The sequence below is a fragment of the Alkalibacterium sp. AK22 genome (assembly GCF_000585255.1).
In the GTDB taxonomy this organism is placed as follows: Bacteria; Bacillota; Bacilli; order Lactobacillales; family Carnobacteriaceae_A; genus Alkalibacterium.
Genome location: NZ_JANL01000006.1, coordinates 18,219 through 43,979 on the forward strand (window position 1 = coordinate 18,219; position 25,761 = coordinate 43,979).

21 protein-coding genes and 1 tRNA gene are annotated in these 25,761 nt (G+C 45.5%); 8 read left to right on the forward strand and 14 right to left on the reverse strand.

What is annotated here, in order from left to right; all coding sequences use genetic code 11:
* Nucleotides 1–33: 33 nt before the first annotated feature.
* Complete coding sequence (gene glyA / locus ADIAL_RS00405) at nt 34–1,266, reverse strand: serine hydroxymethyltransferase (RefSeq protein ID WP_034298575.1); 1,233 nt, start codon at nt 1,264–1,266, stop codon at nt 34–36.
* A 457-nt stretch (nt 1,267–1,723) separates the two neighbouring features.
* Between glyA and abc-f the strand changes: the two genes are divergently transcribed.
* On the forward strand, nt 1,724–3,295 hold the full coding sequence (gene abc-f, locus ADIAL_RS00410) for a ribosomal protection-like ABC-F family protein (protein ID WP_034298577.1): 1,572 nt from the start codon (nt 1,724–1,726) through the stop codon (nt 3,293–3,295).
* Nucleotides 3,296–3,449: 154 nt separating this feature from the next.
* Here the strand turns inward: abc-f and ADIAL_RS00415 are convergent, their stop codons facing one another.
* The 3 genes from ADIAL_RS00415 to ADIAL_RS00425 all read right to left on the reverse strand — a co-directional run bounded on the left by ADIAL_RS00415 (nt 3,450) and on the right by ADIAL_RS00425 (nt 5,534).
* On the reverse strand, nt 3,450–3,713 hold the full coding sequence (locus ADIAL_RS00415; protein WP_034298580.1) for a dihydroxyacetone kinase: 264 nt from the start codon (nt 3,711–3,713) through the stop codon (nt 3,450–3,452).
* A gap of 71 nt (nt 3,714–3,784) precedes the next feature.
* The gene (gene dcd / locus ADIAL_RS00420; protein ID WP_034298582.1) at nt 3,785–4,324 is read right to left on the reverse strand and encodes a dCTP deaminase; all 540 of its coding nucleotides are present in this window, start codon (nt 4,322–4,324) and stop codon (nt 3,785–3,787) included.
* Nucleotides 4,325–4,328: 4 nt separating this feature from the next.
* Nucleotides 4,329–5,534, reverse strand: a complete 1,206-nt coding sequence (locus ADIAL_RS00425; RefSeq protein WP_034298584.1) for a GTP-binding protein — start codon at nt 5,532–5,534, stop codon at nt 4,329–4,331.
* Nucleotides 5,535–5,984: 450 nt separating this feature from the next.
* Here ADIAL_RS00425 and ADIAL_RS00435 point away from each other — a divergent pair, with 450 nt between their 5' ends.
* Nucleotides 5,985–6,374 carry a hypothetical protein gene (locus ADIAL_RS00435; RefSeq protein WP_034298589.1) on the forward strand — a complete coding sequence of 130 codons (390 nt, stop codon included), beginning with the start codon at nt 5,985–5,987 and terminating at the stop codon, nt 6,372–6,374.
* Between the two features lie 483 nt (nt 6,375–6,857).
* Here the strand turns inward: ADIAL_RS00435 and ADIAL_RS00440 are convergent, their stop codons facing one another.
* Nucleotides 6,858–8,036: a M20 family metallopeptidase gene (locus ADIAL_RS00440; RefSeq protein WP_155849138.1), complete on the reverse strand. Its 1,179-nt coding sequence runs from the start codon at nt 8,034–8,036 to the stop codon at nt 6,858–6,860.
* A gap of 150 nt (nt 8,037–8,186) precedes the next feature.
* On the opposite strand from ADIAL_RS00440, the gene ADIAL_RS10975 reads away from it, so the two are divergent.
* Nucleotides 8,187–9,053 (forward strand): CPBP family intramembrane glutamic endopeptidase, encoded by an 867-nt coding sequence (locus ADIAL_RS10975; protein ID WP_051503616.1) that lies wholly within the window; start codon nt 8,187–8,189, stop codon nt 9,051–9,053.
* Nucleotides 9,054–9,233: 180 nt separating this feature from the next.
* On the opposite strand, the gene ADIAL_RS00450 is transcribed toward ADIAL_RS10975, so the two are convergent.
* Genes ADIAL_RS00450 through ADIAL_RS11650 form a run of 4 tightly spaced genes read right to left on the reverse strand, consistent with a single transcriptional unit; the run spans nt 9,234 to nt 13,690 of the window.
* Nucleotides 9,234–9,797 (reverse strand): potassium-transporting ATPase subunit C, encoded by a 564-nt coding sequence (locus ADIAL_RS00450; protein ID WP_034298592.1) that lies wholly within the window; start codon nt 9,795–9,797, stop codon nt 9,234–9,236.
* Nucleotides 9,798–9,809: 12 nt separating this feature from the next.
* Nucleotides 9,810–11,867 carry a potassium-transporting ATPase subunit KdpB gene (gene kdpB / locus ADIAL_RS00455; protein ID WP_034298594.1) on the reverse strand — a complete coding sequence of 686 codons (2,058 nt, stop codon included), beginning with the start codon at nt 11,865–11,867 and terminating at the stop codon, nt 9,810–9,812.
* 12 nt (nt 11,868–11,879) lie between these two features.
* On the reverse strand, nt 11,880–13,565 hold the full coding sequence (kdpA, locus tag ADIAL_RS00460; protein ID WP_034298597.1) for a potassium-transporting ATPase subunit KdpA: 1,686 nt from the start codon (nt 13,563–13,565) through the stop codon (nt 11,880–11,882).
* Entirely contained in the window at nt 13,562–13,690 is a 129-nt protein-coding gene (locus tag ADIAL_RS11650) for a potassium-transporting ATPase subunit F (RefSeq protein WP_081757584.1), read from the reverse strand. Before ADIAL_RS11650 ends, kdpA begins: the two co-directional genes overlap by 4 nt.
* Nucleotides 13,691–13,930: 240 nt before the next feature.
* Here ADIAL_RS11650 and ADIAL_RS00465 point away from each other — a divergent pair, with 240 nt between their 5' ends.
* Together ADIAL_RS00465 and ADIAL_RS00470 are read left to right on the forward strand one after the other, a co-directional pair.
* Nucleotides 13,931–16,624, forward strand: a complete 2,694-nt coding sequence (locus ADIAL_RS00465; RefSeq protein WP_051503617.1) for a sensor histidine kinase — start codon at nt 13,931–13,933, stop codon at nt 16,622–16,624.
* Nucleotides 16,617–17,336 carry a response regulator gene (locus ADIAL_RS00470; RefSeq protein ID WP_034298599.1) on the forward strand — a complete coding sequence of 240 codons (720 nt, stop codon included), beginning with the start codon at nt 16,617–16,619 and terminating at the stop codon, nt 17,334–17,336. Before ADIAL_RS00465 ends, ADIAL_RS00470 begins: the two co-directional genes overlap by 8 nt.
* A 550-nt stretch (nt 17,337–17,886) precedes the next feature.
* On the opposite strand, the gene ADIAL_RS00475 is transcribed toward ADIAL_RS00470, so the two are convergent.
* The 4 genes from ADIAL_RS00475 to ADIAL_RS00490 all read right to left on the reverse strand — a co-directional run bounded on the left by ADIAL_RS00475 (nt 17,887) and on the right by ADIAL_RS00490 (nt 22,987).
* Nucleotides 17,887–18,285, reverse strand: coding sequence for a Rid family detoxifying hydrolase (locus ADIAL_RS00475; protein WP_034298602.1), 399 nt, complete (start codon nt 18,283–18,285; stop codon nt 17,887–17,889).
* 96 nt (nt 18,286–18,381) lie between these two features.
* Nucleotides 18,382–21,447: an AAA family ATPase gene (locus tag ADIAL_RS00480; RefSeq protein WP_034298605.1), complete on the reverse strand. Its 3,066-nt coding sequence runs from the start codon at nt 21,445–21,447 to the stop codon at nt 18,382–18,384.
* A gap of 2 nt (nt 21,448–21,449) precedes the next feature.
* Nucleotides 21,450–22,583: an exonuclease SbcCD subunit D gene (locus tag ADIAL_RS00485; RefSeq protein WP_034298607.1), complete on the reverse strand. Its 1,134-nt coding sequence runs from the start codon at nt 22,581–22,583 to the stop codon at nt 21,450–21,452.
* Between the two features lie 320 nt (nt 22,584–22,903).
* Nucleotides 22,904–22,987, reverse strand: a tRNA-Leu gene (locus tag ADIAL_RS00490).
* Nucleotides 22,988–23,166: 179 nt separating this feature from the next.
* On the opposite strand from ADIAL_RS00490, the gene ADIAL_RS00495 reads away from it, so the two are divergent.
* Nucleotides 23,167–23,676, forward strand: coding sequence for an SOUL family heme-binding protein (locus tag ADIAL_RS00495; protein WP_034298610.1), 510 nt, complete (start codon nt 23,167–23,169; stop codon nt 23,674–23,676).
* 166 nt (nt 23,677–23,842) lie between these two features.
* The gene (locus ADIAL_RS00500; RefSeq protein ID WP_034298612.1) at nt 23,843–24,046 is read left to right on the forward strand and encodes a hypothetical protein; all 204 of its coding nucleotides are present in this window, start codon (nt 23,843–23,845) and stop codon (nt 24,044–24,046) included.
* 82 nt (nt 24,047–24,128) lie between these two features.
* Here the strand turns inward: ADIAL_RS00500 and ADIAL_RS00505 are convergent, their stop codons facing one another.
* The gene (locus ADIAL_RS00505) at nt 24,129–25,151 is read right to left on the reverse strand and encodes a Gfo/Idh/MocA family oxidoreductase (protein ID WP_034298615.1); all 1,023 of its coding nucleotides are present in this window, start codon (nt 25,149–25,151) and stop codon (nt 24,129–24,131) included.
* Between the two features lie 215 nt (nt 25,152–25,366).
* On the opposite strand from ADIAL_RS00505, the gene ADIAL_RS00510 reads away from it, so the two are divergent.
* Nucleotides 25,367–25,753, forward strand: coding sequence for a hypothetical protein (locus ADIAL_RS00510; RefSeq protein WP_034298617.1), 387 nt, complete (start codon nt 25,367–25,369; stop codon nt 25,751–25,753).
* Nucleotides 25,754–25,761 lie beyond the last annotated feature (8 nt).

Consider the following 25,761-nt stretch of genomic DNA (forward strand, 5'->3'; position numbering starts at 1 on the left):
ACAGTAGTGAAGGGTTTTTCGGATCCATTTTATTTATTTGTGCAGCGGAAAACGCGCCGTCAGCTTATGAACAGCTGTTTTGATTTCTGACAGTTTGTCTTGGTCGTCCTTGTTATTCAGAGCCTGAACAATCAGTTCGGCAACTTCTCTGCATTCTTCTTCCTTAAAGCCCCGGGTCGTTACAGCGGGGGTTCCAATGCGAATACCACTTGTTTTGAAGGGTCCGAGTGTGTCGAACGGAATGGAGTTTTTGTTGATGGTAATCCCGACTTCATCCAGCAGGGCTTCTGCCTGCTTGCCGTTCATACCAAAGTCCGACACTTCCATCAGCAGCAAGTGATTGTCCGTTCCTCCGCTGATCAGGCGACCTTTTGACGGATTCAATACCTCTGCCATAGCGCGGGCATTGGCTTTGATTTGCTTGGTGTACTCCTTGAATTCCGGCTGTAAAGCTTCTCTGAAGGCGACAGCTTTAGCCGCAATCACATGCTCTAGCGGGCCCCCCTGAATGCCGGGAAAAATGGCACTGTTCAGTTTCTTGCCGAACGCCTCTTTGGCCAGAATCAGACCCCCTCTTGGTCCACGCAGCGTCTTATGGGTCGTGCTTGTCAGCACATCTGCATATGGAACCGGGTCAGGATGTTCACCGGTTGCAATTAAACCGGCAATGTGCGCCATGTCCACCATCAAAATTGCGCCTACTTCGTCCGCAATCTCACGGAACATGGCAAAGTCGATGGCTCTCGGATAGGCACTGTAGCCGGTGATGATCATTTTAGGCCGATGCTTTAGCGCCAGCTGCCTGACCTGGTCATAGTCGATTGTTTCGGTTTGGGGATCCACTCCATAAGGAACGACCTGATATAGCTTACCGCTGAAATTGACTGGAGACCCGTGTGTCAGATGTCCCCCGTGATTCAAATTCATGCCCATATAGGTGTCGCCTGGTTCCATAAAAGTCTGGAACACAGCCATATTCGCCTGGGAACCGGAGTGCGGCTGAACATTCGCATACTCCGCTCCAAACAGTTCCTTGATTCGGTCGATAGCCAGATTCTCGATCTTATCGACAAATTCACAGCCGCCATAGTAGCGCTTGCCGGGATAGCCTTCTGCATATTTATTGGTCAGTACACTGCCCTGCGCCTCCATTACAGCCCGGGACACAAAATTTTCTGACGCAATCAGTTCGATGCTTTCTTCTTGACGCTTCTTTTCCAGTTCAATCGCTTCAAATACTTCCTGATCATAAACGGTTTCCATCATTTCTGATCCACTCCCTAAAAAAATCAATTCGTTTCTAGCAGTATAGCATAGTCACATGGAAAATCAGTTACTTTCATAAGGAAAGACCAAATATTTCCCCTCCTGCTTGTAGTGCCCTCTCCATAGGCTTTGTCTTGACATATTGATGAAGCGGGTATATTCTGTCCTTAACCAAACAGGACAGGAGTGTTATTTGAGCCGATGCGTAACTAATCTCATTTTTCAAGTCGAAAAGAAGTAGAATAAGACTAAAAGGACGGTCTTATTTATCATGCCTTTTCAGACTCAAATGGGATTAACCGACGATTGGGTTAAATACTAAAGACTCCTGTATATTTTTGTCTTTCATTTAATCTGTCTATCTTCCTCCCTTTTTGTCTGAAAACAAAGGGGAGGTTTTTTTGATGAAAAAATGAGCATTCAATCCAGAAACTAAATGGGAAAAGGAATGATTGCTATGCCATTGGTATCACTAAAAAAATTGAAAAAGAGTTATGGAGACCGGCTTTTATTTGATATCGAGAAGCTGCAGATTGAAGACAGCGACCGGATTGGACTGGTCGGTACGAATGGCAGCGGAAAAACGACGCTGTTTCGCTTGATTAAAGGACTGGAAGAGCCGGATGAAGGTGTTATTGAGCGCCAGACGACAGTTGAACTGCTCCCTCAGCTGAAAGACGCCATCGGTCCGAAAAGCGGCGGCGAGGTCACGGCTGACTATATCGTTCAGGCACTGAATAAACGGCCCAAACTCCTTTTAGCAGACGAACCGACCACACACTTGGATATCCGTCACATCGATTGGGTAGAAAAGTCATTTAAACAGTTTAATGGGGCATTTTTAGTGGTCTCCCACGACCGGACCTTTCTCGATCAGGTCTGTACGACAATCTGGGAGCTAGACGGTGAGACCGTTACTGTTTATCCGGGCAACTACACGGCTTATAAGCGGGAAAAAGAACACCAGAACCAGCATCAGCAGACAGAATATGAAAAATACACAAACAAACTCCGTCAGTTGACGCAGGCCAAAGAGAGAAAAGCCCGTCAGGCAGTCAATGCCACTAAGCGCAAGGCAAAAGTGGGCGATTCGGAATACAACTTGAAAGGATCGGCTCCTTATTTTCAGAAAAAGTCAAAAAAACTGCAGCAAGTACAAAAGGCGATGGACAGCCGGATTGAGCAGCTGGAAAAAGTCGACAAGCCTAAGGAGCAGGAAGGCATTACTATTGAACTGCCCGACATGGAAAAAATAGCACGGCGCTTTGTCATCCGAGCGAAAGACAGCTCCGGTGGCTTTCCTGAAAAAACATTATGGACAAAGAGTACTTTTTCACTTAAAGGTGGAGAAAAGGTTGCTTTGATGGGAGCGAACGGCAGCGGCAAGACGACGCTGATCCATAAGCTATTAAACGGTGACGACGCTATTCAAGTGTCTCCCGCATTGAAAATCGGTTATTTCTCTCAGGACTTGAGTACACTGGAAGCATCCGAGTCGATTTTGGAAAATATCAAATTGGATGCCGTTCAGTCCGAAACACTGATCCGTATTATTCTCGCTCAACTCCAGTTCAGAGGAGATGATGTCTACAAGCCGGTTTCTGTCTTGAGTGGCGGCGAACGGGTGAAAGTCGCTCTGGCCAAGTTAATCGCCGGTGACTATAATATGCTGATCCTAGACGAGCCAACCAACTTTTTGGATATCCAAGCCGTTGAAGCTCTTGAAGGATTACTCGCAGGCTATCCGGGAAGCATCCTCTTTGTCTCTCACGACCGGTCATTTGTTAACCGGACTGCGACTAAACTGTGGGTGATTGAGGATCAGAACATACAGGAATTTGAAGGCACCTTGGATATATGGGAAAAGGCCAGACAAAAGCAACCCTCTGTATGTTCCACAGAAGAAGAGCTGATGAGACTTGAAAATAAAACCGCAGAAGTTTTAGGTTCGTTGTCTCTTGCTTTTTCTGAAGAAAAAGACAGGGAGTTTAAAGACCTGCTTCAAAAGAAAAAAGAGCTTCAAGAATAGCAAAAACGCATACGAAAAACCAGGATGGACAGTATCAGCTGTCCATCCTGGTTTTCTCTGTTTCGGTCCGGTTTCCTTTATGTCTTCAAAACCGAAACTTTTCGCTTATCCCTTTTTCAAAGTCAACGCGTGTCCTCGGCAGTTCTGGTGGGCTTTAGCCCCTTTTTCCTGCAGCCTGACGGAACATATCTTCAACGACGATATCAAACATTTCCCCTTGGCTAGCGCAGTATTCCAGCACTTCCCAAGGTTTGTTCGTGTGGAAATGGACTTTCACCAGTGTTTCATCTCCAACCGCCAGCAGACAGTCGCCTTCAAAGGTGTCTGAAATATAGTGATGAATATCGCTTTCAGACAACGCTTCTCCTTCAATCAAAAGCTGCATGTCATAGCGGTAATCTCCTGCATCAATCGACATAGAATCTCCTCCTCATTTGTGTGACGGATTGTTCAAATAATGTTACTCATCGGCTATAAAGTCATTGAACCTCAATCAGAGTCCAGATGAATGCGACTAGCTGTCGCTCCTGTCTGATTTAAATACTTGCCTTGGTAGCCTTCAGTTGTTTTGTCGACCTCTGCAATCACCAGCTGGCAGACACGCATACCTACTTCGAGCTCAACGGGCACCCGGTTAGCATTAAAGAGTTCCAAAGTAATCTCACCTGAAAAGCCCGGATCAATCCAACCGGCATTTTGAATAAAGACACCCAGTCGTCCAATCGAGCTGCGCCCTTCGACAAAGGCGGTGAGGTGCTTGGGTAGGCGGATTGTTTCCTTGGTCGTAGCCAGCAGGAAAGACTGAGGTGGAATGACAACCCGCTCACCGTCTTTGATTGTTTTTTCCACATAGGCCGGCGACGGATCTTTTACAGACAGCATCGGTGTGGACAGCTCATCAATAAGTGAAAAGTGTTCCCCTAAGCGCAAATCAACAGAAGCTGGCTGAAGACTGTGTGCATCAAAAGGGGTGATACTCAACGTTTCATCTTTATGATAGTCGCCTATCGTCTGGCCTGACAAAATCATCACCTTAGCCCCTTTCGTTTGAAATAATCCAGTTGAACGGATCTTCAAACACGGACCAGTCCTGCTTCATCTCTTCATCTGACAGTTCACATGCGGCCAAGCCTTTTTTGATATAATCTGGATCCAAATCCATACCAATAAAGACCAGCTTGCTGTGTCGGTCACCATAAGTGTCATGCCAGGTTTCTTTGACTTCCGGATTTTCTGCTAAAATACTTTCCTGATCTTCTTTAGAGAGGGAAGCAACCCAGTAGGACAAAGGTTCCGCATTGACAGAAGAGCCAGCTTGCGAAAACAGCAGGGCCATGTCGGTGTGCGTCGGACACCAGGCAATTCCTTTCATCCGTACGATATTTTTAGGCAGCTGATTTAGCCAGTCCAAGAGGCGTCTAGTGTGAAGCGGTTTTTCAATTCTTTGAGTATACGAACTGATCCCGTACTCTTCTGTTTCCGGCACATGGTTTTCAACGCCTTCATTTAGTTCCTTAAGCCAGCCGGCTGACTGGCTTGCTTTTTCAAAGTCAAAAAGGTTGGTGTTCATAATTTCTGACGGCTCAACGCGGCTGAACTGAGAATGAATGATTTTGGCTTCAGGCTGTAAGGTTCTGACGACACTTTCCAGCTGTTTTAGCTCTTCTTTGGATACCAGGTCCGTTTTGTTGATGATCAGCACGTCGCAAAATTCAATCTGATCTAAAAGCAGGTCTGCAATGTTGCGCTCGTCTTCTTCGCTGACTCCTTGGCTGCGCTCCAGCAGGCTATCTCCTGAACCAAAATCAGCCCAGAATCGGTGAGCATCCACGACGGTGACCATTGTGTCTAGCCGGCATAAGCTGGCCAGGTCGATGTCCATCTGTTCATCTAAATAAGAAAACGTCTGTGCGACCGGAACCGGCTCACTGATACCGGACGATTCAATTAGAATATAGTCGATGTCGCCTTGCTGTACAAGCTTTTCAACTTCCACAAGCAAGTCCTCTCTCAACGTACAGCAGATGCAGCCATTTGACATCTCGACTAGCTTTTCTTCGGTTCTCGAAAAACTTCCCTGGTTTTGAACCAGCTCACTGTCGATATTGATCTCGCTCATGTCATTGACAATCACTGCGACTTTCATTCCCTCACGGTTGTTGAGTACATGGTTAAGTAATGTCGTTTTACCGGATCCTAAGTAGCCACTTAAGACTGTTACTGGAATTTTTTGCATCATTAATTTTTCTCCTTTTAAATCGTAATCGTTACGATTTAAAACTTTACAGCCTCTCTTGCCTATTGTCAAGGCGAAGAAGCGTATCCCGTTCGTTTAATTGAGAAAATAAGCAGCCTGACGGGCGGAAAAGCGGGAGTCCCCTGCTTTTTCAAAGCAAAAATCAAGGTTGCTCTGCAGCCGATTTCCACTCTTCTTACTCGTGCTTTTCTATTCTTTTCAAAGTTTCTAAAATATCAGTCAGTACGTTCACGCCTTTTCGACAGTAATACACTATAACTATCCCCAGTATTACATAAAAATTAACTTCCACTTCTTTGCTCCTTTCTGTCTGTTCAAAGCTGGCGACTAAGTATCCCCTTCGCGTTGCATTTGTGCCGACTCGGTTAATAATATATACTGATATCATTATTGTTTAATCCACCCTTTATATAAGGGCTAAAGGAGTCTGATATGAATAAGACCATCAAAATCAAGCGGGACCCCTTATTTTTTAGAGGACAGTCTCTGCTTAGCGTATACATAAATGAAGAAAAAGTCAGCAAGCTATCTTCAGGTGAAGAAAAGAAACTGTCTTTCCACACAGAACACGCGTCACTGAGAGTCTCCCTGTTTGGCGAGCGCAGTAATACCCTTGAAGTTTCAGCAAATGACCATATCCGAGTCACAATCGCTTCCTGGGCCATATGGGTCTATCTGTTTAAACTCCTCGTGCTGCCCGTCAGCCTTGTATACTTTGAGCTATTCCCCCCCTTCACGTCCTTGCTTCTTTTGCTGGGGACTTTCAGCTTGTGCCACCTTTTCTTAAAACCTTTCAAACTTTTTAAAGAGTCAGATAACTAACCGCTAGCTAAGGTAAAACTTGCAAAGGCTTCTATGCCTATCCCTTCTGGCTACCTTAAAAATGGGCCACTTGTTTAGTGCCCTGATGACAACAAATATGAAGGCTAAGGGGCTCAATAACCGTATTGAGCCCCTTAGCCTTTGATAGTCAAAAGAACTTGTCACTAAGCCCTTATTGCAGCTGGTTTATTTTACTTTTCAGATCAAGTGGTGCCAAAAGCCTTTTAAACACCACTTCATATTTATTTAAACAACACACTCGTCATTCAATGCGTATAAAAAACCGTTTAAAGACAAGCTTTATGTGACCGGGTCCCCATCGCTAAAATAAAGACATGGTTAAACCCCAGCCTATGAGGGAGCAGGCCTCTCGTCTTCTCCCTCCTGCTGAACGCAAGCGGCCTAGGCTGTTTGCCTCATGGAGAGAGATTTTTATCCTTATTCTGTCTTCCAGTCCTATCGTTTAAACTTCCAACTTTGAAGTCAGTTGACTTTTTCTGTAAACTCTCTTTTCACTTTTTCCAGCAGATCCGGTTGGGTCATTAAATCAAGCGCCGTATGTGTCAAACCCGCTATGGTTTTTTCCATCCCCTCATAAGCTGCTTCGGTCAGCGTGCACTCTCTGAACTCCGTTGTATGGGCGGATACAGCTTTGCCGCTGGTGATTTCAAAGTAAGGGTTGATGGCCGGGACGACCTGGCTGACATTTCCCATATCCATGGATCCCATCGAGTCGCGTTCTTCGGTAAGCATGTCGATGTCAAGCGCCTGCATGTTTTTGTTATAAAGTTCAGACAACGTTTCATTGGTGATTAGGTTTTTATAGGCTGCTTCATAGTGTCCCCACTCCATACGGCAGTCGGCTGCCAGTGCTCCAGCTTCTGCACAGCGGATGACTTTTTCACGCAGTTCATTCAAGTAAGGCATGTCCATGGCTCTCACGTAAAACTCAGCCCGTGTATAGTCAGGGATGACATTCGCTGCTTCCCCGCCGTCCTTGATGACCCCATGTGCCCGGGCGCTTGGATGGAGCTGCTGGCGGAGGGAACTGACATTATTGAAAAAGTTGATGCAGGCATCCAAGGCATTTTTTCCCTTATACGGTGCTGCAGCTGCATGCGCAGTCTGGCCATAAAAACGGAATTCGATGGCTTCCATCGCCATCGAGGTTCCGCTGGCATAATAGCCGTCAGACGGGTGCGTACAAAAAGCCACATCCACATCGTCAAAGGTCCCGGCATCCGCCATCGTCACCTTGTCGCCATTCGTTTCTTCAGCTGGCGTACCTAAAACGACGACCGTTCCGCCCACTTCGTCCACTAATTTGGACAAGGCAATGCCTGCACCCGTGTCTGTGGCTCCAAGCAAGTTGTGCCCGCAGCCATGACCGATTCCGGGCAAGGCGTCATATTCAGATAAGTAAGCCAGAGTGGGGCCTGCTTTTTTCCCTTTATACACCGCTCTGAAAGCCGTCTCGATACCCAGATAAGGATACTCAACCTCAAAACCATGTTTTTTCAGCAGCTCCACATGTGCCTTGGATGACAAGACCTCCTCATGCCCCAGCTCCGGGTTCGCGTAAATATATTCACTCAGCTCCTGGAGCTCCGGTCTGAGTATCTGAATGATTGTTTGGACTTGTTCGTTTCTTATATCTTGCATCTGTATCATCCTCTACTGTCTCTCTTTTTCAGCTTAATATACGATAAAACAACCGGAAATACAAATCGGCCTGTAATACGATAGGTCCTTGTATTAGGCTAACGCTTTCACTATAATGATTCTATCTATATACCAAAGGAGGTGACTCTTTTGAACCCGTCTCTACATAAAGTTTCAATCATGAAAATCACTGCAGTATTTGCTGCCTCTTTCCTGCTCAGTATGGCAGTGGCTTACGTTTTGCTGCCTTTTTTCTCGGAAAGTCTAGTTTCTATTTTTGCGGAACTCATCATCCTTTTGACGCTGGGCCTTTACTTGCTGCACGTCTTGAATAAAGCGCATGTCCCTCTTTATTCCATCACAGGCAAATTATCCATGGATTTAAAAACAACAGTTTTTACCGGTTTTTTAACGGTAGTCAAATTGCTGCTTTATTTTTCTTTTGCTGGACTGCTCTTGCGCCTAGCTTTCCTCTCGCCAAATGTCCTGAATCAGGCTGAATCCTTGCTAGCAAACTCTACAGAACCTGCTGGTCTCAACCTCAGAACCTTTTTTAGTGGCGTACTCCTGGCACCCGTGATGGAAGAATTTATATTTAGAGGTATTATTTTAAACAAATGGGCCGACAAGCGCTCTAATACGCGTGCTCTGGTACTGAGCTCTCTGTTGTTTGGACTGCTTCATATTAATACGCTGATTGTTCCACAGTTTATCGGCGGCCTGTTGTATGGGCTCGTATATTTGAAAACAAAAAGGCTGATTTATTCTATTTTCATGCATATGCTATATAACGCACTTCCTCATTTACTCTTGCTCATTTCAGTGGATGAATCCACTGAAACCATGCCTCTCTCTCATTCCATGTTGGAGGAACTGATGACTGCTTTAAATATCATCAGTTTAGTATTTATTGTGTTGCTTCCCCTATTCCTATTTACACTGCATAAATACAGCAAAAACCTGAACGACGAACAGATACCTTTCACTTACCACATCCTCAACACACCGACCCTTTGAGCCAGTACCTACATGTCTTTAGATAAACAGAACCACGCAACCCTGTATGTTCAGAAGTTGCGTGGTTCTGTTCGCTTTCACAGGGCATTTGCCCTGTTTCTTCACTTACTTCGTTGTTTTGCCTGCAATCACGTCGATTTCAACTAGGGAATTAGCTGAAGTGATTAGCCGTCCCATACGTCAATCCAGCAACCCATCCAGATCCAAGTTGACCATCAATACGTTCACCCCGGGTTCTCCCCAAAAGCCTAGGAAACGGCTTGTTGTATGCCGATCAATAATTTCCTCTACTTCTGCCTGATCTATATTACGTTCGGCTGCAATACGTTCAATTTGAAAGCTAGCTGCTGCTGTAGAAATATGGGGATCCACTCCACTTCCTGATCCGCTCACTAAATCTGCAGGAATCTCTTGCTCGTTTTGTGGATCCATGGTAGTCAGCCATTCAATACGCTCTTGTCTAAGTTCAGATAGTTCAGCGCTATCTGGTGATAAGTTGGTCTCCCACATGGGCCGCCCAATCAGATATTCCGGGCTCGTGAATTCTTGTGCTATAAATTCTGATCCTACTACTTGTTGTGTGCCATCTTCCAAAGTTACCTCTACTAGGCTTCCGTTCGCTTCATTGGGAAAAAAAACTTGTGCCAGTCCTGTAATGGATAAAGTATATACCCCTCCACCCAAAACGGTGAATACCAGTAAGCTTAAAAAAGCAGGTCTTATTGTTTTTATAATGCTGTTCATATTTACTCCCTCCTATACGATGCCTATAAAGGTCAAGAACATATCAATTAGTTTGATAGCAATAAACGGTGCGATCAATCCGCCCAGACCATAGATCAGCATATTGCGCTTCAACAGCTTTTCAGCCGATAGTCCGCGGTATTTGACACCTCTTAATGCTAAAGGAATCAAGGCTATAATGACAAAAGCATTATAGATTATAGCAGACAGGATGGCTGTCGTTGAGCTTGTCAGGTTCATAAAGTTCAACGCTTCCAGTTCAGGGTAAATAGTGAAGAATAGAACTGGAATGATCGCAAAGTATTTTGCGACATCATTGGCGACACTAAAAGTTGTCAATGCTCCCCGTGTGATCAATAGCTGCTTCCCAATTCTTACAATATCGATAAGCTTAGTTGGGTTAGAATCCAAATCGACCATATTACCAGCCTCTTTGGCGGCTTGTGTCCCTGTATTCATAGCCACTGCTACATCGGCTTGAGCAAGTGCTGGGGCATCATTGGTTCCGTCTCCAGTCATAGCCACCAGATGGCCTTCTTTCTGATATTTTTTGATTAATTCAAGTTTTGCTTCTGGTGTTGCCTCAGCCAGAAAATCATCGACACCCGCTTCAGCTGCAATAGCGGCAGCTGTCATCGGATTATCACCTGTAATCATGACTGTTTTAATGCCCATATTGTGTAATTCTCTGAACCGCTCTTTGACTCCGCTTTTGACAATATCCTTTAAATGTATAACACCTAAGACAGCATTGTTTTTAGCTACGACTAAAGGTGTGCCTCCCTCTTTTGCTACCCGGTCCACAGCCTCTTGGCACTCTTGAGGATAGTTTCCACCGTTGTCAATAACAAACGCTTTAACTGAATCGGCGGCTCCTTTTCGTAAGACTTCACCCTGATAATCGACTCCACTCATTCGTGTTTTTGCTGTAAAAGGAACAAATGTAGCATTAAGTTCTGATAAATCTCGCTTTCTTATTCCATACTCGTCTTTCGCCAGTTTGACTATACTTCTCCCTTCCGGCGTTTCGTCTGCAATGGATGACAGTTGGCAAGCCTCGGCAAGACTCTCCTCTGTTACACCTTCAACGGGTATAAATTCACTTGCCTGGCGATTACCTAATGTGATTGTTCCTGTTTTATCAAGCAGCAATACATCCGTATCCCCTGCGGCCTCAATGGCTCGTCCGCTCATCGCAAGAACGTTTGCCTGGTTTAAGCGGCTCATTCCAGCAATACCAATTGAAGACAGTAAGGCACCAATAGTAGTAGGAGCCAAGCAGACTAGTAAAGCTATAACGTTGGTAATTGGAATAGCTGTTCCTGCCCCAACAAATTCACTTGTAAATTGTGTATAAGGCAATAGTGTAGCTGAAACGACTAAAAAGATAATAGTTAAGGTGACGAGTAAAATTTGAAGCGCAATTTCGTTAGGTGTTTTCTTTCTTGATGCACCTTCAACCATAGAAATCATTCTGTCTAAAAAGCTGTTACCAGACTCAACAGTTATTTTAACAATCAGCCAGTCTGAAACTAAAGTCGTTCCTCCAGTGACTGCACTTCTGTCTCCTCCTGATTCTCTGATGACCGGGGCAGATTCTCCTGTAATGGCGCTTTCGTCTACAGAGGCTGCTCCTTCAATGACCTCTCCGTCCATAGGAATCTGCTCACCAGCCACGACATAAACAATGTCCCCTTTTTTCAAGTCAACAGACATGACCTCTTCAAATTCATCTGTATTGTCAGCTGAATAAAGTTTTTTTGTCTTAACATCTTTTCTTGCTTTTTTCAACGTATCTGCCTGTGCTCGTCCTCTTCCTTCAGCTATTGCTTCAGCAAAATTAGCAAACAGGACTGTAAACCAAAGAAATAAAGCAATGGCCAGGACGTAGCCTGCTCTTTCGTCCTGAATTCCCGCAAACGACAAAAAGTACAAGGAAGTAGTCAGTACTGCACCGATATATACAACGAACATGACAGGATTTCTAACTTGAACTAAAGGCGAAAGCTTGACAAAAGACTGATATATAGAATCTTTGAGAATTGATCCACTGATATTTTTATTCTCCATTATTTACCCCTCCTAAAGTGCAGTAAAGAAATCTGCTATTGGCCCCAGTGATAAGGCTGGCAGGAAGCTCAAGGCTCCTATAATAACAATCACACCAATCAACAGGCCAACGAATAAGCTATTAGTAGTAGATAGCGTGCCATCACTGACTGCGACTGTTTTCTTTTTGGCCATATTACCTGCCAGGAAAATGGCTGCCAGCATCGGAATGAAACGGGCAAGCAGCATGATCAAACCCCCAATAACATTCGTGAAAGGCTGATTAGCATCGAAGCCAGCAAAGGCACTCCCGTTATTATTTCCCATAGATGAGTAGGCATACAGAATCTCTGAAAATCCTCTTGCACCTGTATTTGTCAGCTGTTCTTGTACTCCAGGAGTCATCATTTCTGCTGCCGCACCTAAAAGTGTGAGTACAGGTGGGGCCAGGACCAGTAGACAGACCATCTTCATGTCAAAAGGCTCAACTTTTTTACTCAAATATTCAGGTGTTCTTCCGACCATGAGTCCTGCAATAAAGACAGTCAACAAGACAAAGGCCAGCATACCGTAGAGTCCACTTCCGACTCCTCCAAATACAATTTCCCCAATTTGAATAAGGAACATCAGAACCAGTCCCCCTAGGGCAGTATAGCTGTTATGCATGGAGTTGACTGATCCATTGGAAGCGGCTGTTGTAGCTGTTGCCCACAACGAAGAGGTTCCGATTCCGTGTATAACTTCTTTTCCTTCCATATTTCCGACAGTAGCGACTCCATTTACAACGGGACCCATAAATTGTTCGTTGAATGTAACTGCAACAACGGACACAACAAATAAAATCAACATAGCTACATAGATAGCTTTTCCTTGTTTAATATCTTTCACTGCTTTACCGAATGTGACACACAAAGCTGCTGGTATCAATAAAATAGATAACAGCTGGATAAAGTTAGATAAAGCTGTTGGATTTTCTAGTGGGAACGCTGAGTTGACTCCAAAGAATCCACCCCCGTTGGTTCCCAACTGCTTGATCATTATCTGACTAGCTGCTGGCCCCAAAGGAATCGTTTGTTCCACTGCTCCCTCCAGTGTCAGAGCGGTTTGAAAAGGACCGAAAGTTTGAACAACGCCCTGAGATACCAGTATAAGTGCCCCTATAAAGGACAGCGGCAGCAGGATATACAAAAAGATACGAGTGAGATCGACCCAGAAGTTTCCAATTGAACGAATCTGCTTACGTCTAAATCCTCTTGCTAGGGCAAATAAAACGGCAATACCACTTGCAGCTGATGCAAAATTCTGAACGGTCAGACCAATTGACTGGCTGAAGTATGACAAATCTGTTTCTCCGGAATAAGCCTGCCAGTTAGTATTAGAGACAAAGCTTGCAGCAGTGTTGAATGCCAGATGCCAGCTCGTACCTTCAATACCTTCAGGATTAAAAGGGAGCACACCTTGAGAGATTTGCAGAAGGAAAACGACAACCAGCCCCATCAGACTGAACAGTACAACAGAAAGTCCATACCGCTTGGCGTCCATTTCATCCTTCTGGTGTGTTCCCAGTAATTTATAGATACCTTTCTCCAAGGGAGCACCGATTTTTTCAAGCAGGAAAGGCTCTCCGCTCATGACTTTATACATATAAAGTCCAAGAGGTATTGACATCCCAATAAGAACCAGAAGATAAAATAAATTTTGTGTCAGTATATAGTTCATAACTCTTCCCCCCTAAACAGCACATAGAATAGATAAACAAGCAAACATAGTCCAATAATACCCGCTAGTACAGTTATCGTTCCCATACTTTTCAACTCCTCCCAAATTGTTGGCTCCGCAGACATCGATACTGCTCTCTTTATTTGTATTGCAAAGTAAGCATATCTGAAAAGCCATTAAGGTGGGATTAGGGAATTAAAAAAGATATAAAGATAGCATTAAGATGCAAGCCGCTCCATAAAGAAAGCCCCGAGAATCCATTACTGGACCTTTACTCCCTTGAATACTCACACTATCCTGACATGCTCTGTGCTATACTTTCCTTAACCAGTAAATACCCGAGAGAAAGGAGCTGTATTCAGTCAATGCGTAAAGAAAGCGATAACATGCACGTTTATTCAGATATCAGATCAAGGTCTTCATCTGGGGGTGGACAGCTTAAAATTTATCTTGGCTATGCTGCAGGAGTAGGAAAAACTTACGCCATGCTGAAAGATGCTCAAGATTTGATTAAAGAAGGGGTAGATATCGTTGCAGGTTACGTGGAGCCTCATGACCGACCAGAAACGTCAGCATTGCTGGAAGGTTTAGAACACATTCCCCCTTTAGCTGTTCCCTATAAAACGATGACTGTAAAAGAGTTTGATCTCGATGCTGCTTTACAAAGAAAACCACAAGTCATTTTGGTAGATGAATTTGCACACACGAACGTTTCCGGCGTCCGTCATGCTAAGCGGTATCAAGATATACAAGAACTTCTCCGTGCAGGAATAGACGTCTATACAACAGTCAATATCCAGCATATCGAAAGCCTAAATGATCAGATTGCAGCCATTACAGGCGTTTCTGTAAGAGAACGCATACCAGATAAGATCTTTGATTTGGCCCAGCAGATTGAAGTCGTTGATATTGAACCAAAAGATTTGCTGGATCGCTTGAATAAAGGTAGGATCTATAAAGAAAATCAGGTTCCTAAGGCCCTAAAGAACTTTTTTACTCTAGAAAAGCTGATCGCCTTAAGAGAAATCGCATTGCGCCACGCAGCTGACCATGTGAACAGAATTGCCCTGGATAATATTGAACTGGCCCGCAAATACAATACTGCTACTAGTGAACATATATTAGTTTGTTTGTCTGCATCTCCCTCAAATACTAAAGTCATTCGAACGGCGTCCAGAATGGCAAAAGCTTTCAATGCAAAATTTACTGCACTCTACGTCGAGAGTACAAATGACCAGTATCAGGACAGCAAAAAAGAAGCTTCCCTGAGAGCAGCGATGCATCTAGCTGATCAGCTAGGTGCAGAAATCGTCACCGTTTACGGGAATGATATTGTTCGTCAGATTTTTGAATACGCTAGGGCTAGCCGAGTCACAAAAATTGTGGTCGGCCGATCAGTTCAGTCAAAAAGATGGCCGAGAAAACGCAGTATCGTGGATAAGCTTTCTGATAACGAAGTAGATATTGATATTCATGTGATTCCCGATAGCCAGTCCACACCACAAACAGAAAAAAAGAATATTTTATCCAGGATTCAATTTTCATTGTCCGAAACATTCCTGACTCTTTTCATACTCACTATAACTACATTGATAGGTACTCTATTTGATAACTTGAACTTCAGTGAAGCAAATATTATTACGGTCTACATTCTTGGTGTATTACTCATTGCCATGCTTTCCAGGCAGAGAAGCACCAGTTTGCTCTCTTCCGGTCTTGCAGTATTGGCCTTTAACTTCTTTTTTACAGAGCCCCGCTTTACTTTTGTTGTTTACGACTTAGGTTACATTACTACCTTTATTATCATGCTTGCAGCCGGTCTGGTGACATCCACTCTGACTCAGCAAGTTCAAATGCAAGCTGAAGAATCTTCCAGAAAAGCCTACTATACGGAAATACTTTTTCAAACAAGTAAAAAGCTGCAAAGCGCCTCCACCCGTCAGGAGATTATTGACCGGACAGCTGAGCAGATCACCAAACTCCTTGACTTACCTTTAATTATATATCCTTCGTCAAATGGTGCTCTTCTGGAGCCTTTAACTTATGATACGCCAAGGAAAGCGACAGATTGGCCAACATTACTTTCTCCAAACGAACTGGCAGTAGCCAGATGGGCGTTTACAAATAATCAGCAAGCCGGATCCAACACTCAAACATTATCAAGTTCACAAGGGTCCTACTTGGTTATTAGAGGAGCACAAGGTCCTTTAGGTGTGTTAGGTATTGTCGCAGATGAATCCAAGAAATTACAAAAATTTGAAAAAAACCTATTGATTGCAATCTTGGACGAATGCAGTCTGGCATGGGAAAAAAATGATTCCAATGAACTGCAAAAAGAACTGCATGCACAAATTCAAAAAGAAAAACTTCGTTCTAACCTTCTTAGGGCTATTTCTCATGACTTGAGAGTTCCATTGACAAGTATTTCAGGAAACAGCACTTTGTTGATAAATAACCACAAGCAATTGGATGAAGAGAAACAGCTGGCTTTATACTCAAATATTTACACGGATTCAATCTGGCTGATAAACTTAGTTGAAAATTTACTCTCACTAACAAAGCTAGAAAATGGCAGTCTTAAACTGAATTTGGAAGCAGAACTGATAGAAGAAGTTATTGCAGAGGCATTGGATCACGCAGATCCAAACCTTGCAAATTATAAAGTAAATGTAAGCATCGACAGTGACTTTTTGATGCTCCTGATGGACACCCAGCTGATTGTTCAGGTCATTGTCAATATCGTAAATAATGCGGTTCATTATACCCCAGCAGGCTCTAGCATTTCCATATCGGTAAAAAATGAAGGCCGTACCGCTCGCATAGAAATAGCTGATAACGGACCTGGCATTCCCAAAAAAGATAAGGAACGTATATTCGATATGTTTTATACCTCTGACAGTAACAGTGCTGACGGGCGCAGAGGTATGGGTCTTGGCTTGTTTTTGTGTAAATCTATATTGGAAGCACATGGCAGCTCTATTTATATAAATAATAACTACCCAAATGGAACGATTATAGGTTTTACACTCGAAGTACTGGAGGTAAGTACACATGAATAAACACTCTATTTTGGTTGTTGAAGATGACCGAGCTGTTCAAAAGTTGATAACGACTACTTTAGATTTGCAAGGCTATGCACATAGAACTGCTTCAGATGGAGAACAAGCGCTAATGGAGCTAGTGACCAAGCAGCCTGATGTATTAATTTTAGATCTCGGCTTGCCCGATACCGACGGCTTGTCTATTATCAAAAAAGTACGAGAGTGGTCAACCATGCCAATTATTATTGTCAGTGCACGCAGCGAGGACCAGGACAAAATCCAGGCTTTGGATGCAGGTGCTGATGATTACCTTACCAAACCTTTCAGTGTCGAAGAACTTCTCGCCAGGTTAAGAGTCATGCTAAGAAGAGTTAACTATGATAGACATAACGCTCAAGCCAACTCTTCCATATTTTTGAATGGTCCATTAAAAATCGACTACTCTTCTGGCTCTGTATGGCTCGGTGAGGAAGAAATTCACTTTACGCCCATTGAGTATAAACTTCTATGCTTGCTGTCTAAAAATGTTGGTAAAGTATTGACACACAACTACATTTTGTATGAAGTGTGGGGTAAGTATTATGAAGAAGTATCGGTACTCAGAGTATTTATGGCATCCGTAAGAAAGAAAATTGACCGTAACCGTTCTGCAATCCCCTTCATACAGACAAGAGTAGGTGTGGGCTACAGAATGATGAATGTAGAGTATAAAGAGAATGGAGATGATTAAAAAAGGAGCTTTTTTTGTTATATATTATGTAAAGAAAATCGGTCATGCATAAAAAATACGCTTCATTTCTGCCCTCCAAAAAGTTAGCTTTTTCTCTAACTTTTTTGGTGGGCAGAAATGTTTGCCTAACAAGAGAATTTAAATTGAGTACGGTAGAGGAATACAATCAAGGTCTACTGGAATATGAATTTCCAGCCCAAAAATATAGCCTGGCGGTCCGTAGCTTACAAGAATATCATTCTAATCACTTCAGATCATATATGATCTTTTAAACGATCATAGACTTTTATCACGAGCAAGCTAATGTATTCACTTTCCGCGGCGACTCCGCTGACTTCTCCTCGCAGTTGCGCCCCAAAAGTCACTTCAGAGGCAGCTCAAAAGAAAATCGGCTGGAGTTGCTCCACCCCAACGGCTGTTCCAGGCAAATGGTTCACACCCACTCGTTTTACGCTATGGTCCTATGTAAAAAAGCGAACCGCGCAGCTCCTGAACATGCAGAGCTCCGTGGTTCGCTTCCTTTTCAAGGGGCTTTTGCCCTATTATTCACTTACTTCGCTGATTTACCTGCAATCACGCCGATTTCAACTAGGGCTCCAGCTGGAAGAGCAGCCACTTCATAGGCGATACGAGCTGGGAACGGCTCCTTGAAAAACTCAGCATAGACCGTGTTCATCTCCTGGAAATGCTCAATATCACTGAGTAAAACAGTCACTTTCAGCACATCTGACAAATCCAGTCCTTCTTCAGCTAAAATATGCTGAATATTTATCAGTGACTGGCGGGTCTGCTCGCCGGCGCTTTCTGCCGTAATCTTGCCTGCCTCGGCATCAATTGGCAGCTGTCCGGATACATAAACGGTGTCTCCAAAGGAAACAGCCTGTGAATACGGACCAATCGCTGCCGGTGCCTTTTTAGAATTAACAATGTGCTTGTCTGATGTCGTCATGATAGATTCTCCTCTTGTTTCTCTTTTTCATTTGTACTTGTGTATAACTGCTTACAGCCAGCCGGTACTTTCGTGCCGACAAGATCCATTATATCATCAAATCGTTTCGACGCGAACGGTACTGCCGTTTGTGGTCCGCTCCACCAGGATATGTGAAGGAATGCGCGTCTTTAGTTCATCCACGTGAGAAATGATTCCAACAAGCCGGCCTCTTTCCTGCAAGTCAAGCAAAGTCTCAATTGCCTTATCCAGCGAGTCCGCATCCAGCGTTCCGAAGCCTTCATCGATAAAGAGGGTGTCTACACTGACGCCGCCGCTCTGGCTCTGGATCACGTCACTCAAGCCCAAGGCCAGGGCTAGAGAAGCCTTAAAAGATTCTCCGCCCGAGAGCGTATTGACGCCTCTCAGCTTACCGGTTTCATAGTCAAAGACATCCATGTCCAGACCTTTAGGCTTATTGCCTTTGGCTGCGTCCATCTTCCGCCGCAGCTCATAGCGGTGATGGGTCATGTCTCCAAAGCGGGCATTGGCTGCCAGCAGGATTTCGTCAAAATAAATCCCTAAAACATAACGTTCAAAAGAGACCCGGTCCGTTTCCGTACTGGTTCCGCCAGCCATCACAGCCAGCTCCGAGTAGACTCTGAAGTCCTGCTCCAGCGCCTGGCTCTTGCTCTGATGGGTCCGGATCGATTCTGTAGCCCGAGTATTCTGCCCTATAGAGGTAATCAGCTCGTCCCGCTGTCTTTCTAGCTCAGGCAGGCGCTGACTGATTTCCTGTGAACGACTCTGATAAGCCTCAACAGACTGCAGTTCCTGGACTTCAGCGAGTTGCGCATCTAAGTCTCTCAATTGCTCAGCGAGACTATGGCGGGCTTTTTCATGCTCACTAATGGCCTGCTCGTGTGACTGAATCCCTTGTTCAGCTAAAATAAAGTCGGCAAAGTCTGTAGCCAGCTGGCTGGCTTCGAGCAACTGGTCGAAACCTTCTACTGCCTGTTGTTCTTTGTCCAGCAGCTTGTGACTCTGCTCAGCTGTCAGCTCGATTGCCTGATGATTGGCGCTCTGCTTGCTCTTCAGTGCCTGCATCTTCTCACGCTCAGCTGCCGCTTGGGCCTCCGTTTCCTTGACCTGTGTTTCCTTGGAGCTAATTGCTTTTTGAAGGGCTTCTTCATCGTCAAAAGACAAGGACGCTTGAAGCTCTCGTGCCTCGTTTTTCAGACTCTCTATCTGTTTTTTCTGATGTTGCTGGTCTGACTTCAGCTCCAGCAGGCTCTGAGACAGCTCCCGTTCTTTTTGCTGGTGGACTTCCAGCTGCCTGGACAGCTCCGCTTCTTTCTCGACCCGCTTCTGCTTCTGCTTTAAATCCTCTTCCAGCTGATCGACTTTCCGGCTGACCTGCTGACTGTATTCCTTTGTCTGCCTGAAAACTTGATCCGCTTCCCTGTGATCGATTTCCAACTCCTCGCAGCGCTGGCTCACCGTGTCTGACAGCTGCTTCAGCTGGGCCATGACGGTATGGTAGTCACTTTCCTTTGCCGCTTTTTGCGCTTCCAGCTGATCCACTGTGTCCTTGGAGACCGTCTCTGATGAAGGCTGCGCTTTTTGGGGATGCGCTTTGCTTCCGCACACCGGACAAGGGGTTTCAGCCTCTAAATCCCCGGCCAGAACGACCGCCATATTGCCGTAGTATACTTTTCTAGCCTGTTCTAGCTGCTCACTGACTTGACCCAAGGCGTCGCCAGCCCTTACGTAGGCCTGCTTAACTTTCGTTCCCTGCTCTCTCAGCCGGCACAGCTCTTCCAGCTTCTCCAGCTTCTGCAAGGCCACTGTTTTCTCCTCTTTTAACTGGCCGATCTGCTCATACTGTCTGGAAAAACTATCCTTAAGCTTCTGCAGCTCTTTCAGCTCCGCCTGCTCTTGTTGGATTACTATTTTCAGCTGCTCTTCCTCTTTTTCAAGTCTGCCTTGGTTAAGCGCCTTGGTTTGCTGCTCTTTTTCAGCTTGCTTGACCGCTTCATACCTGGTTTGCATGTCCTGCAGACGGCTTTGTTCCTGCTTCAACTGCTGGATAGTCTCCCGGACCTGATCAAGCTGCTGCAGACTCTCTTCCCTGTTTTTCAAGTCTTTTTCTGCCGACTCCACCTGACGCACAAGTGTATGCTGAACATGCTTCAGCTCCTGAAGTTTGGCTTCAGCTTCCTTTCTTTCCTGCTGCAGCGCTTCGGCCTGCTGCTTGGCTTCCAGCAGTTGTCTCGCTTCCTTGTTCTGCTCCAGCTGCTTTTTAAACCCTCTGATCTGCTCTTCTTTCCCGTTCAGCTGCCCTTGTTTTTGCTTTAACAGACGCTGCTTCTCCAGCTGCTCGATCAGGCGCTGGCAGTCTGTCTGTTCTTTCTGCAACAAACGGATTTGGGTTCTCGCGTCCTCGAGCTTTTGCGTGTCTACAGCTATCAGCTTGTCCGCTTCTTCCAGTACCTTTGAGATGTCAAACTGCTTGACCGCCTTGTCCAGGGCTTCCACTCCCTGTGTATCCAGAGCTTCAAAAGCCATACTGACTGCCTGTTCATAGCCGTCCCGCTTCTGTTTCAGCTCCTTGGCCTTTTCTTTCAAGGTCTCCTGAAACGCCTCAAACGGACGCGTCTGAAAAATATTACGGAAGATTTTTTCCTTGTCGGTGCTGTTGGAATCCAGCATCCGCTTGAAATCCCCTTGGGGCAGCATCACAATCTGACGGAACTGGTCATGACTCAAGCCTAAAAGAGCCTCGATTTCCTTGTTGGCTTCATTGATTTTGGTCGTGACCTGATCCCCCTGGTGAAACTCCACGCTGGCTCCGATCTGCTTCGTGCGGGAACGGGTCCCCGGACCGGTCTGGTTCGGCATCCGGCGGACAGTGTAGCGCTTTTGACCCAGTTCAAACTCCAGTTCCACATAACACAGGTCAGTATCTCCAGCATGGTCAGACTTGTAGGTATCCTTTTCCCTGCCGTCTTTTGAGGGCTTGTCAAAAAGGGCATAGGCAATGGCATCAAAAATCGTCGTCTTGCCGGCACCGGTCGGGCCACTCACGAGAAAGAGGGCCGACTGGCTGAATGCGGTAAAATCGATTGCCACCTCTCCCTTGTAAGGACCAAAGGCACTCATTTTCAGTTTCAATGGCCGCATCGCTACTCTCCCCCTTTCTGAACCGTTTCCCAGATTGCCTGAACGGCCTGCCTGCGTTCGTCATCCAGAGGCTGGTCCTTGAAGTTACTGTAAAAATCATCAAACAGCTCCAGCACATTTTTCCGGTCAGCCAGCTCATGCGTCCGGCTGTCGGCTTTGGACTGCCGCTCTTTTTTAGCAAGATATTCCAGTCCCATAGCATAAGGATAGCGCCGTCTCAGCTGATTCATCGCATCGATCACATAGTCCTTATCTTCCAGTTCAAAAAAGATATAATCTTCAGACTCTCCCTGCATCAGCTCGTCAAAATGCCCTTTCAGTATCCGCAGATCCCGCTTCGGCTCAGTCGGAATCGACTCCACTGTGATTGACTCCTTACTGAGGTCGACCAGCAGATGCTGCTTTTTATGCCGAGCTTCCGATTTGGAATACTTGATTGGTGATCCGCTGTAGCGCACCCGATCAGTCTTGACCTTCTGGGCTTTATGCAGATGGCCCAAGGCCACATAATCAAAAGCCTCAAACAGCTCCACGTCCACATACTCGGTCGTCCCGATACTGAGCGGCCGTTCGGACTCTGAATCTTCCACTGACTCCTTGCCCCCATTGACCACATATCCATGGGCAATCAGCACATTCACGGCCTCCGGGTCCATCTCGGCCTGAATACTATCAAGCTGCACCCGGGTCGCATCCTGCAGATCTCTGATCTCTTCCTTGTCCAAGAGCTTGCGGATTGAAACGTGGTCGCCAAAAGGTAGCAGGTAAAAATGCGTGCCTTTGATAGTGACTTTGCGGACTTTCTGCTTGACCGTCCCTTCAATATGCAGATCACTCGTTGAGAGCAGCTGCGCCCCGTATTCCAGGCGCTCATTGCTGTCGTGGTTTCCAGCAATCGCTAGGACCGGAATCCCCGCTTCCTTAACTAAACGGGTAAAAATATCTGTCGCCAGAACGACCGCTTCTTTCGGCGGCACCGCCCGGTCATACAAATCCCCCGCCATGATCAAAACGTCTACCTCCAGCTCTTTCACCTGATCGACCAGCCGGTGTAAAACCTCTGCCTGCTCCTCCAGCATCGAAAACTCATTGACGATTTTCCCGATGTGCCAGTCTGCTGTATGTAAAATACGCATGTTACCGCCCTTTCTCTTGCTTCCTCTTCTTTATCATTCTCTGTCATTATAACAAATCCACCCGCTCATAACAGACTTAGGTCATAAAAGCTTCCCGGCCAAAAAATCAGGAGCCCCTCTGCCTCAGTCAGGCCGCATCCAGGTGTAAAGCTCTGGATTCAGCGTCTCGCGTTTGGAGCAAACCGCTGCATGAGCCAGCTAATCAGCCGCACACTTTTTCCTACAAAAAAATCGTGCCCCCCCCTTTATATAAAGAGAGAACACGATAAAGTGCACGCGCAGGCGGCTTTTGCTTTGCCGACCGCTTCTGTTATAATTAATGGCCAGAGAGGGAGTCGAACCCTCACGAGCGTTGCGCTCACTAGATTCTGAGTCTAGCGTGTCTACCGTTCCACCACCTAGCCGTAACAAAGATTAGTATAGCACATTGGGATGCATCTGTTAATACTTATTTTAACAATCAGATATTAATTTCTCTCCCTAAATTATAAGCTTGTCCTGTAATAAATCACTATAGTTATGAATTATCCTGGTGCATGGTATAATAAAATTAACGTCCGACAGAAAAGAACGGAGTGATCACATGGGAAAATATGAAACGCCTGATTACGAAGTACACCTGAAAGAAAAAGACTGCGAGATCCGCCGCTATACTGATTTTTATGTCGTGGAATATGAGAATCTGGATGATCACGACTTGCGCAGCGGCTTCGGTACCCTCTTTAAATATATTTCCAGCGACAATCAAGCTGATCAGAAAATACCGATGACCGTGCCGGTGATCAAGGAAGAAACGACTGGTACTCAGCGCATGGCTTTTGTCGTTCCCAAGAAGTTCCGGGGTCAGATCCCTGAGCCGAACAGCCCGAACCTGAAAATTCAGAAGTTTGACGAAGGTCTGTTCGCTGCGATACGCTATACAGGTAGGACAAGTGAATCCAAGGAATTGAAGATGAAAAGACGGCTGGCCCGATGGCTGCAAGTTAAAGGGTATGAGCAGCAGTCCGATTTTATGCAAGCCTTCTTCAGCGGACCTTTCACGCCGCCTATGCTGAAACATAATGAAATCTGGGTACGCGTATCTAAAAGTTGACGTCGTAGCCAGCTTTTGGAAGACCCCCTGTTCGGTTCTGTTCTGTACATTACTTTCTCAGTTACTCATACACCGTGTCCTCTGGATAAAATCAGCTCCAAGACACTGACACAAAGCCCAAGTGAAAAAATGTTCACTTTTCTCGATACTTCTAGGAGGCCCTTATTTGGAAGCTGATAAAATAAACAAGTTTAAAACTACACTGATCCTTCCCAAACTGATTATTTTTGGATTTTTGGTAGTCAATATCTATGTCTTTGCTACAACGACATCAAATCTGGCTTTATTTTTAGCCAGCCTGTCGTTTATCGGGTTTTCTGTTCTGCTGCTTGCTTTGATTTTTAAGAAACCTAAAAAGCCAGCAGGCTGACTGCCTGAAGGCAGATACATTAAAAAAGGCACAGCCCTGTGAGGCTGTGCCTTTTTGGTCCGCATAAAGCAGACTCTTCCTATCAGTACTTTTTCATCTTCCTGATGCCTTCTTCGAGGATTTCAATCTGGCGGATTGTCTGCTGATCTTTGACCAGCTTATCCCTGCCGTTCACCACCGTCTGGTAGAGCACTTCATAAAATCGGCTGTAGCTGCCGGTTTCCGACACGACTTTTTCCTCATGGTAGACTCCCGCCTCATCCATATAGGTCAACGTTCCATAATGCTCCGGTAAATCCTGGCCGAAATCCTGCTGCGTCGGCAGGTAAAACATTTTCAGGTGTTCTTCCTGTCGGTCTTTCTTTTCTTTTACAAACGTTCCTCTTGTGCCGTAAACAATGAAGCTCGGGCGTTCCTTGAGCCTGAAATAACTGGATTTGACGGATACTTTCAGATTGTTTGGATAGTAAAAGTCCAGATCAAAATAGTCATTCATCCGGCCTTTGCCTAAAAGCTGGCGGACATCGTAGTGAATCGTGTCTGGATCTCCAAAGTAAGACAGCACTTGGTCCACTGTATGGCAGGCATGGGAGTATAAAAAGCTGCCCATCTGATCAAAATCATGGATCCTTTCGGGAATCTCAGGACGGTAATAGTCAAAATGCATCTCCACTTCTAGAATGTCTCCGAGTCTTCCACTGTCGATCACCTGCTGGACGGTTAAAAAGTCCGAATCAAACCGGCGGTTCTGGTAGCACTGCAGGTGCAGGCCTTTGGCTTTTGCCAGTTCAAAGAGTTCTCTGGCTTCGTCGGCCGTTTCCGTGAAAGGTTTTTCGCACAGGACATGCTTGCCGTTTTCCAGTGCTTCTTTTGTCAGGTCATAGTGCGTATGGGGCGGTGTAGAAAGGACGACCAGATCGATTGCGTCGTCTTGCCACAAGCGGTCGATGTCATGGACATACTCGACTCCCTCAATCTGCGCCCAGTCTGACTGCTGGCTTCTGGAGTAGATGGTCTTGATTCGGATGTCTTGTACCTGGCTGGAAAAAGGGATGTGGTAGCGGTTGGTGCTCTTACCGTTTCCGATATATGCGATTGTTAACATAGTCGTCCTCCTGTTTGTTAGCTGAATCAGTATGCTCTTTTATTAAAGCATGACTGGACGGGAAAGACAATCTTAAGCCTGACCGTTTAGGGTACGGTATGATTGTTGCTGCCGAACTGCCTTGACTGTCCAACCGATATAAAGGAAGATTGAAAGGGACACAGAATAACTTTAAGCCTGCGGGGACCTCCCTGCTCACAAAGGAGACACTCAGAATGGATCTGAAAGAGAAAAACAAGCATAAAAATAGCGTTATCGTATTACTTGTAATCCTCTGCTTTGGCCTGTCAGGCTACATTACATACAAAGAGACTCAGCCCCAAACCAGTCTGGAGCTGATGATGGAACTGACCACGGAAGAATCGGTTGAGGACCTGCCCTTTGCACCGGGTTCTGGAAGTGAGCTAGAGAAGGCTTTACTGAAAGAGTACCTCCCTTCCAGCAACAGCACTTGGCGGGTCAGCCAGTATTTTACTGTCAGCTCCTCAAGCGATTCTCCCCCGCTTTTGGTGGAAACCTCTGCGGCGCTCCGTGGCGGCAAGCTTGAAATCATCCGCGTCAAACCCATCGGCCAGGACTTTTTAAACTTACTCGAAAAGTAAAAAACCAG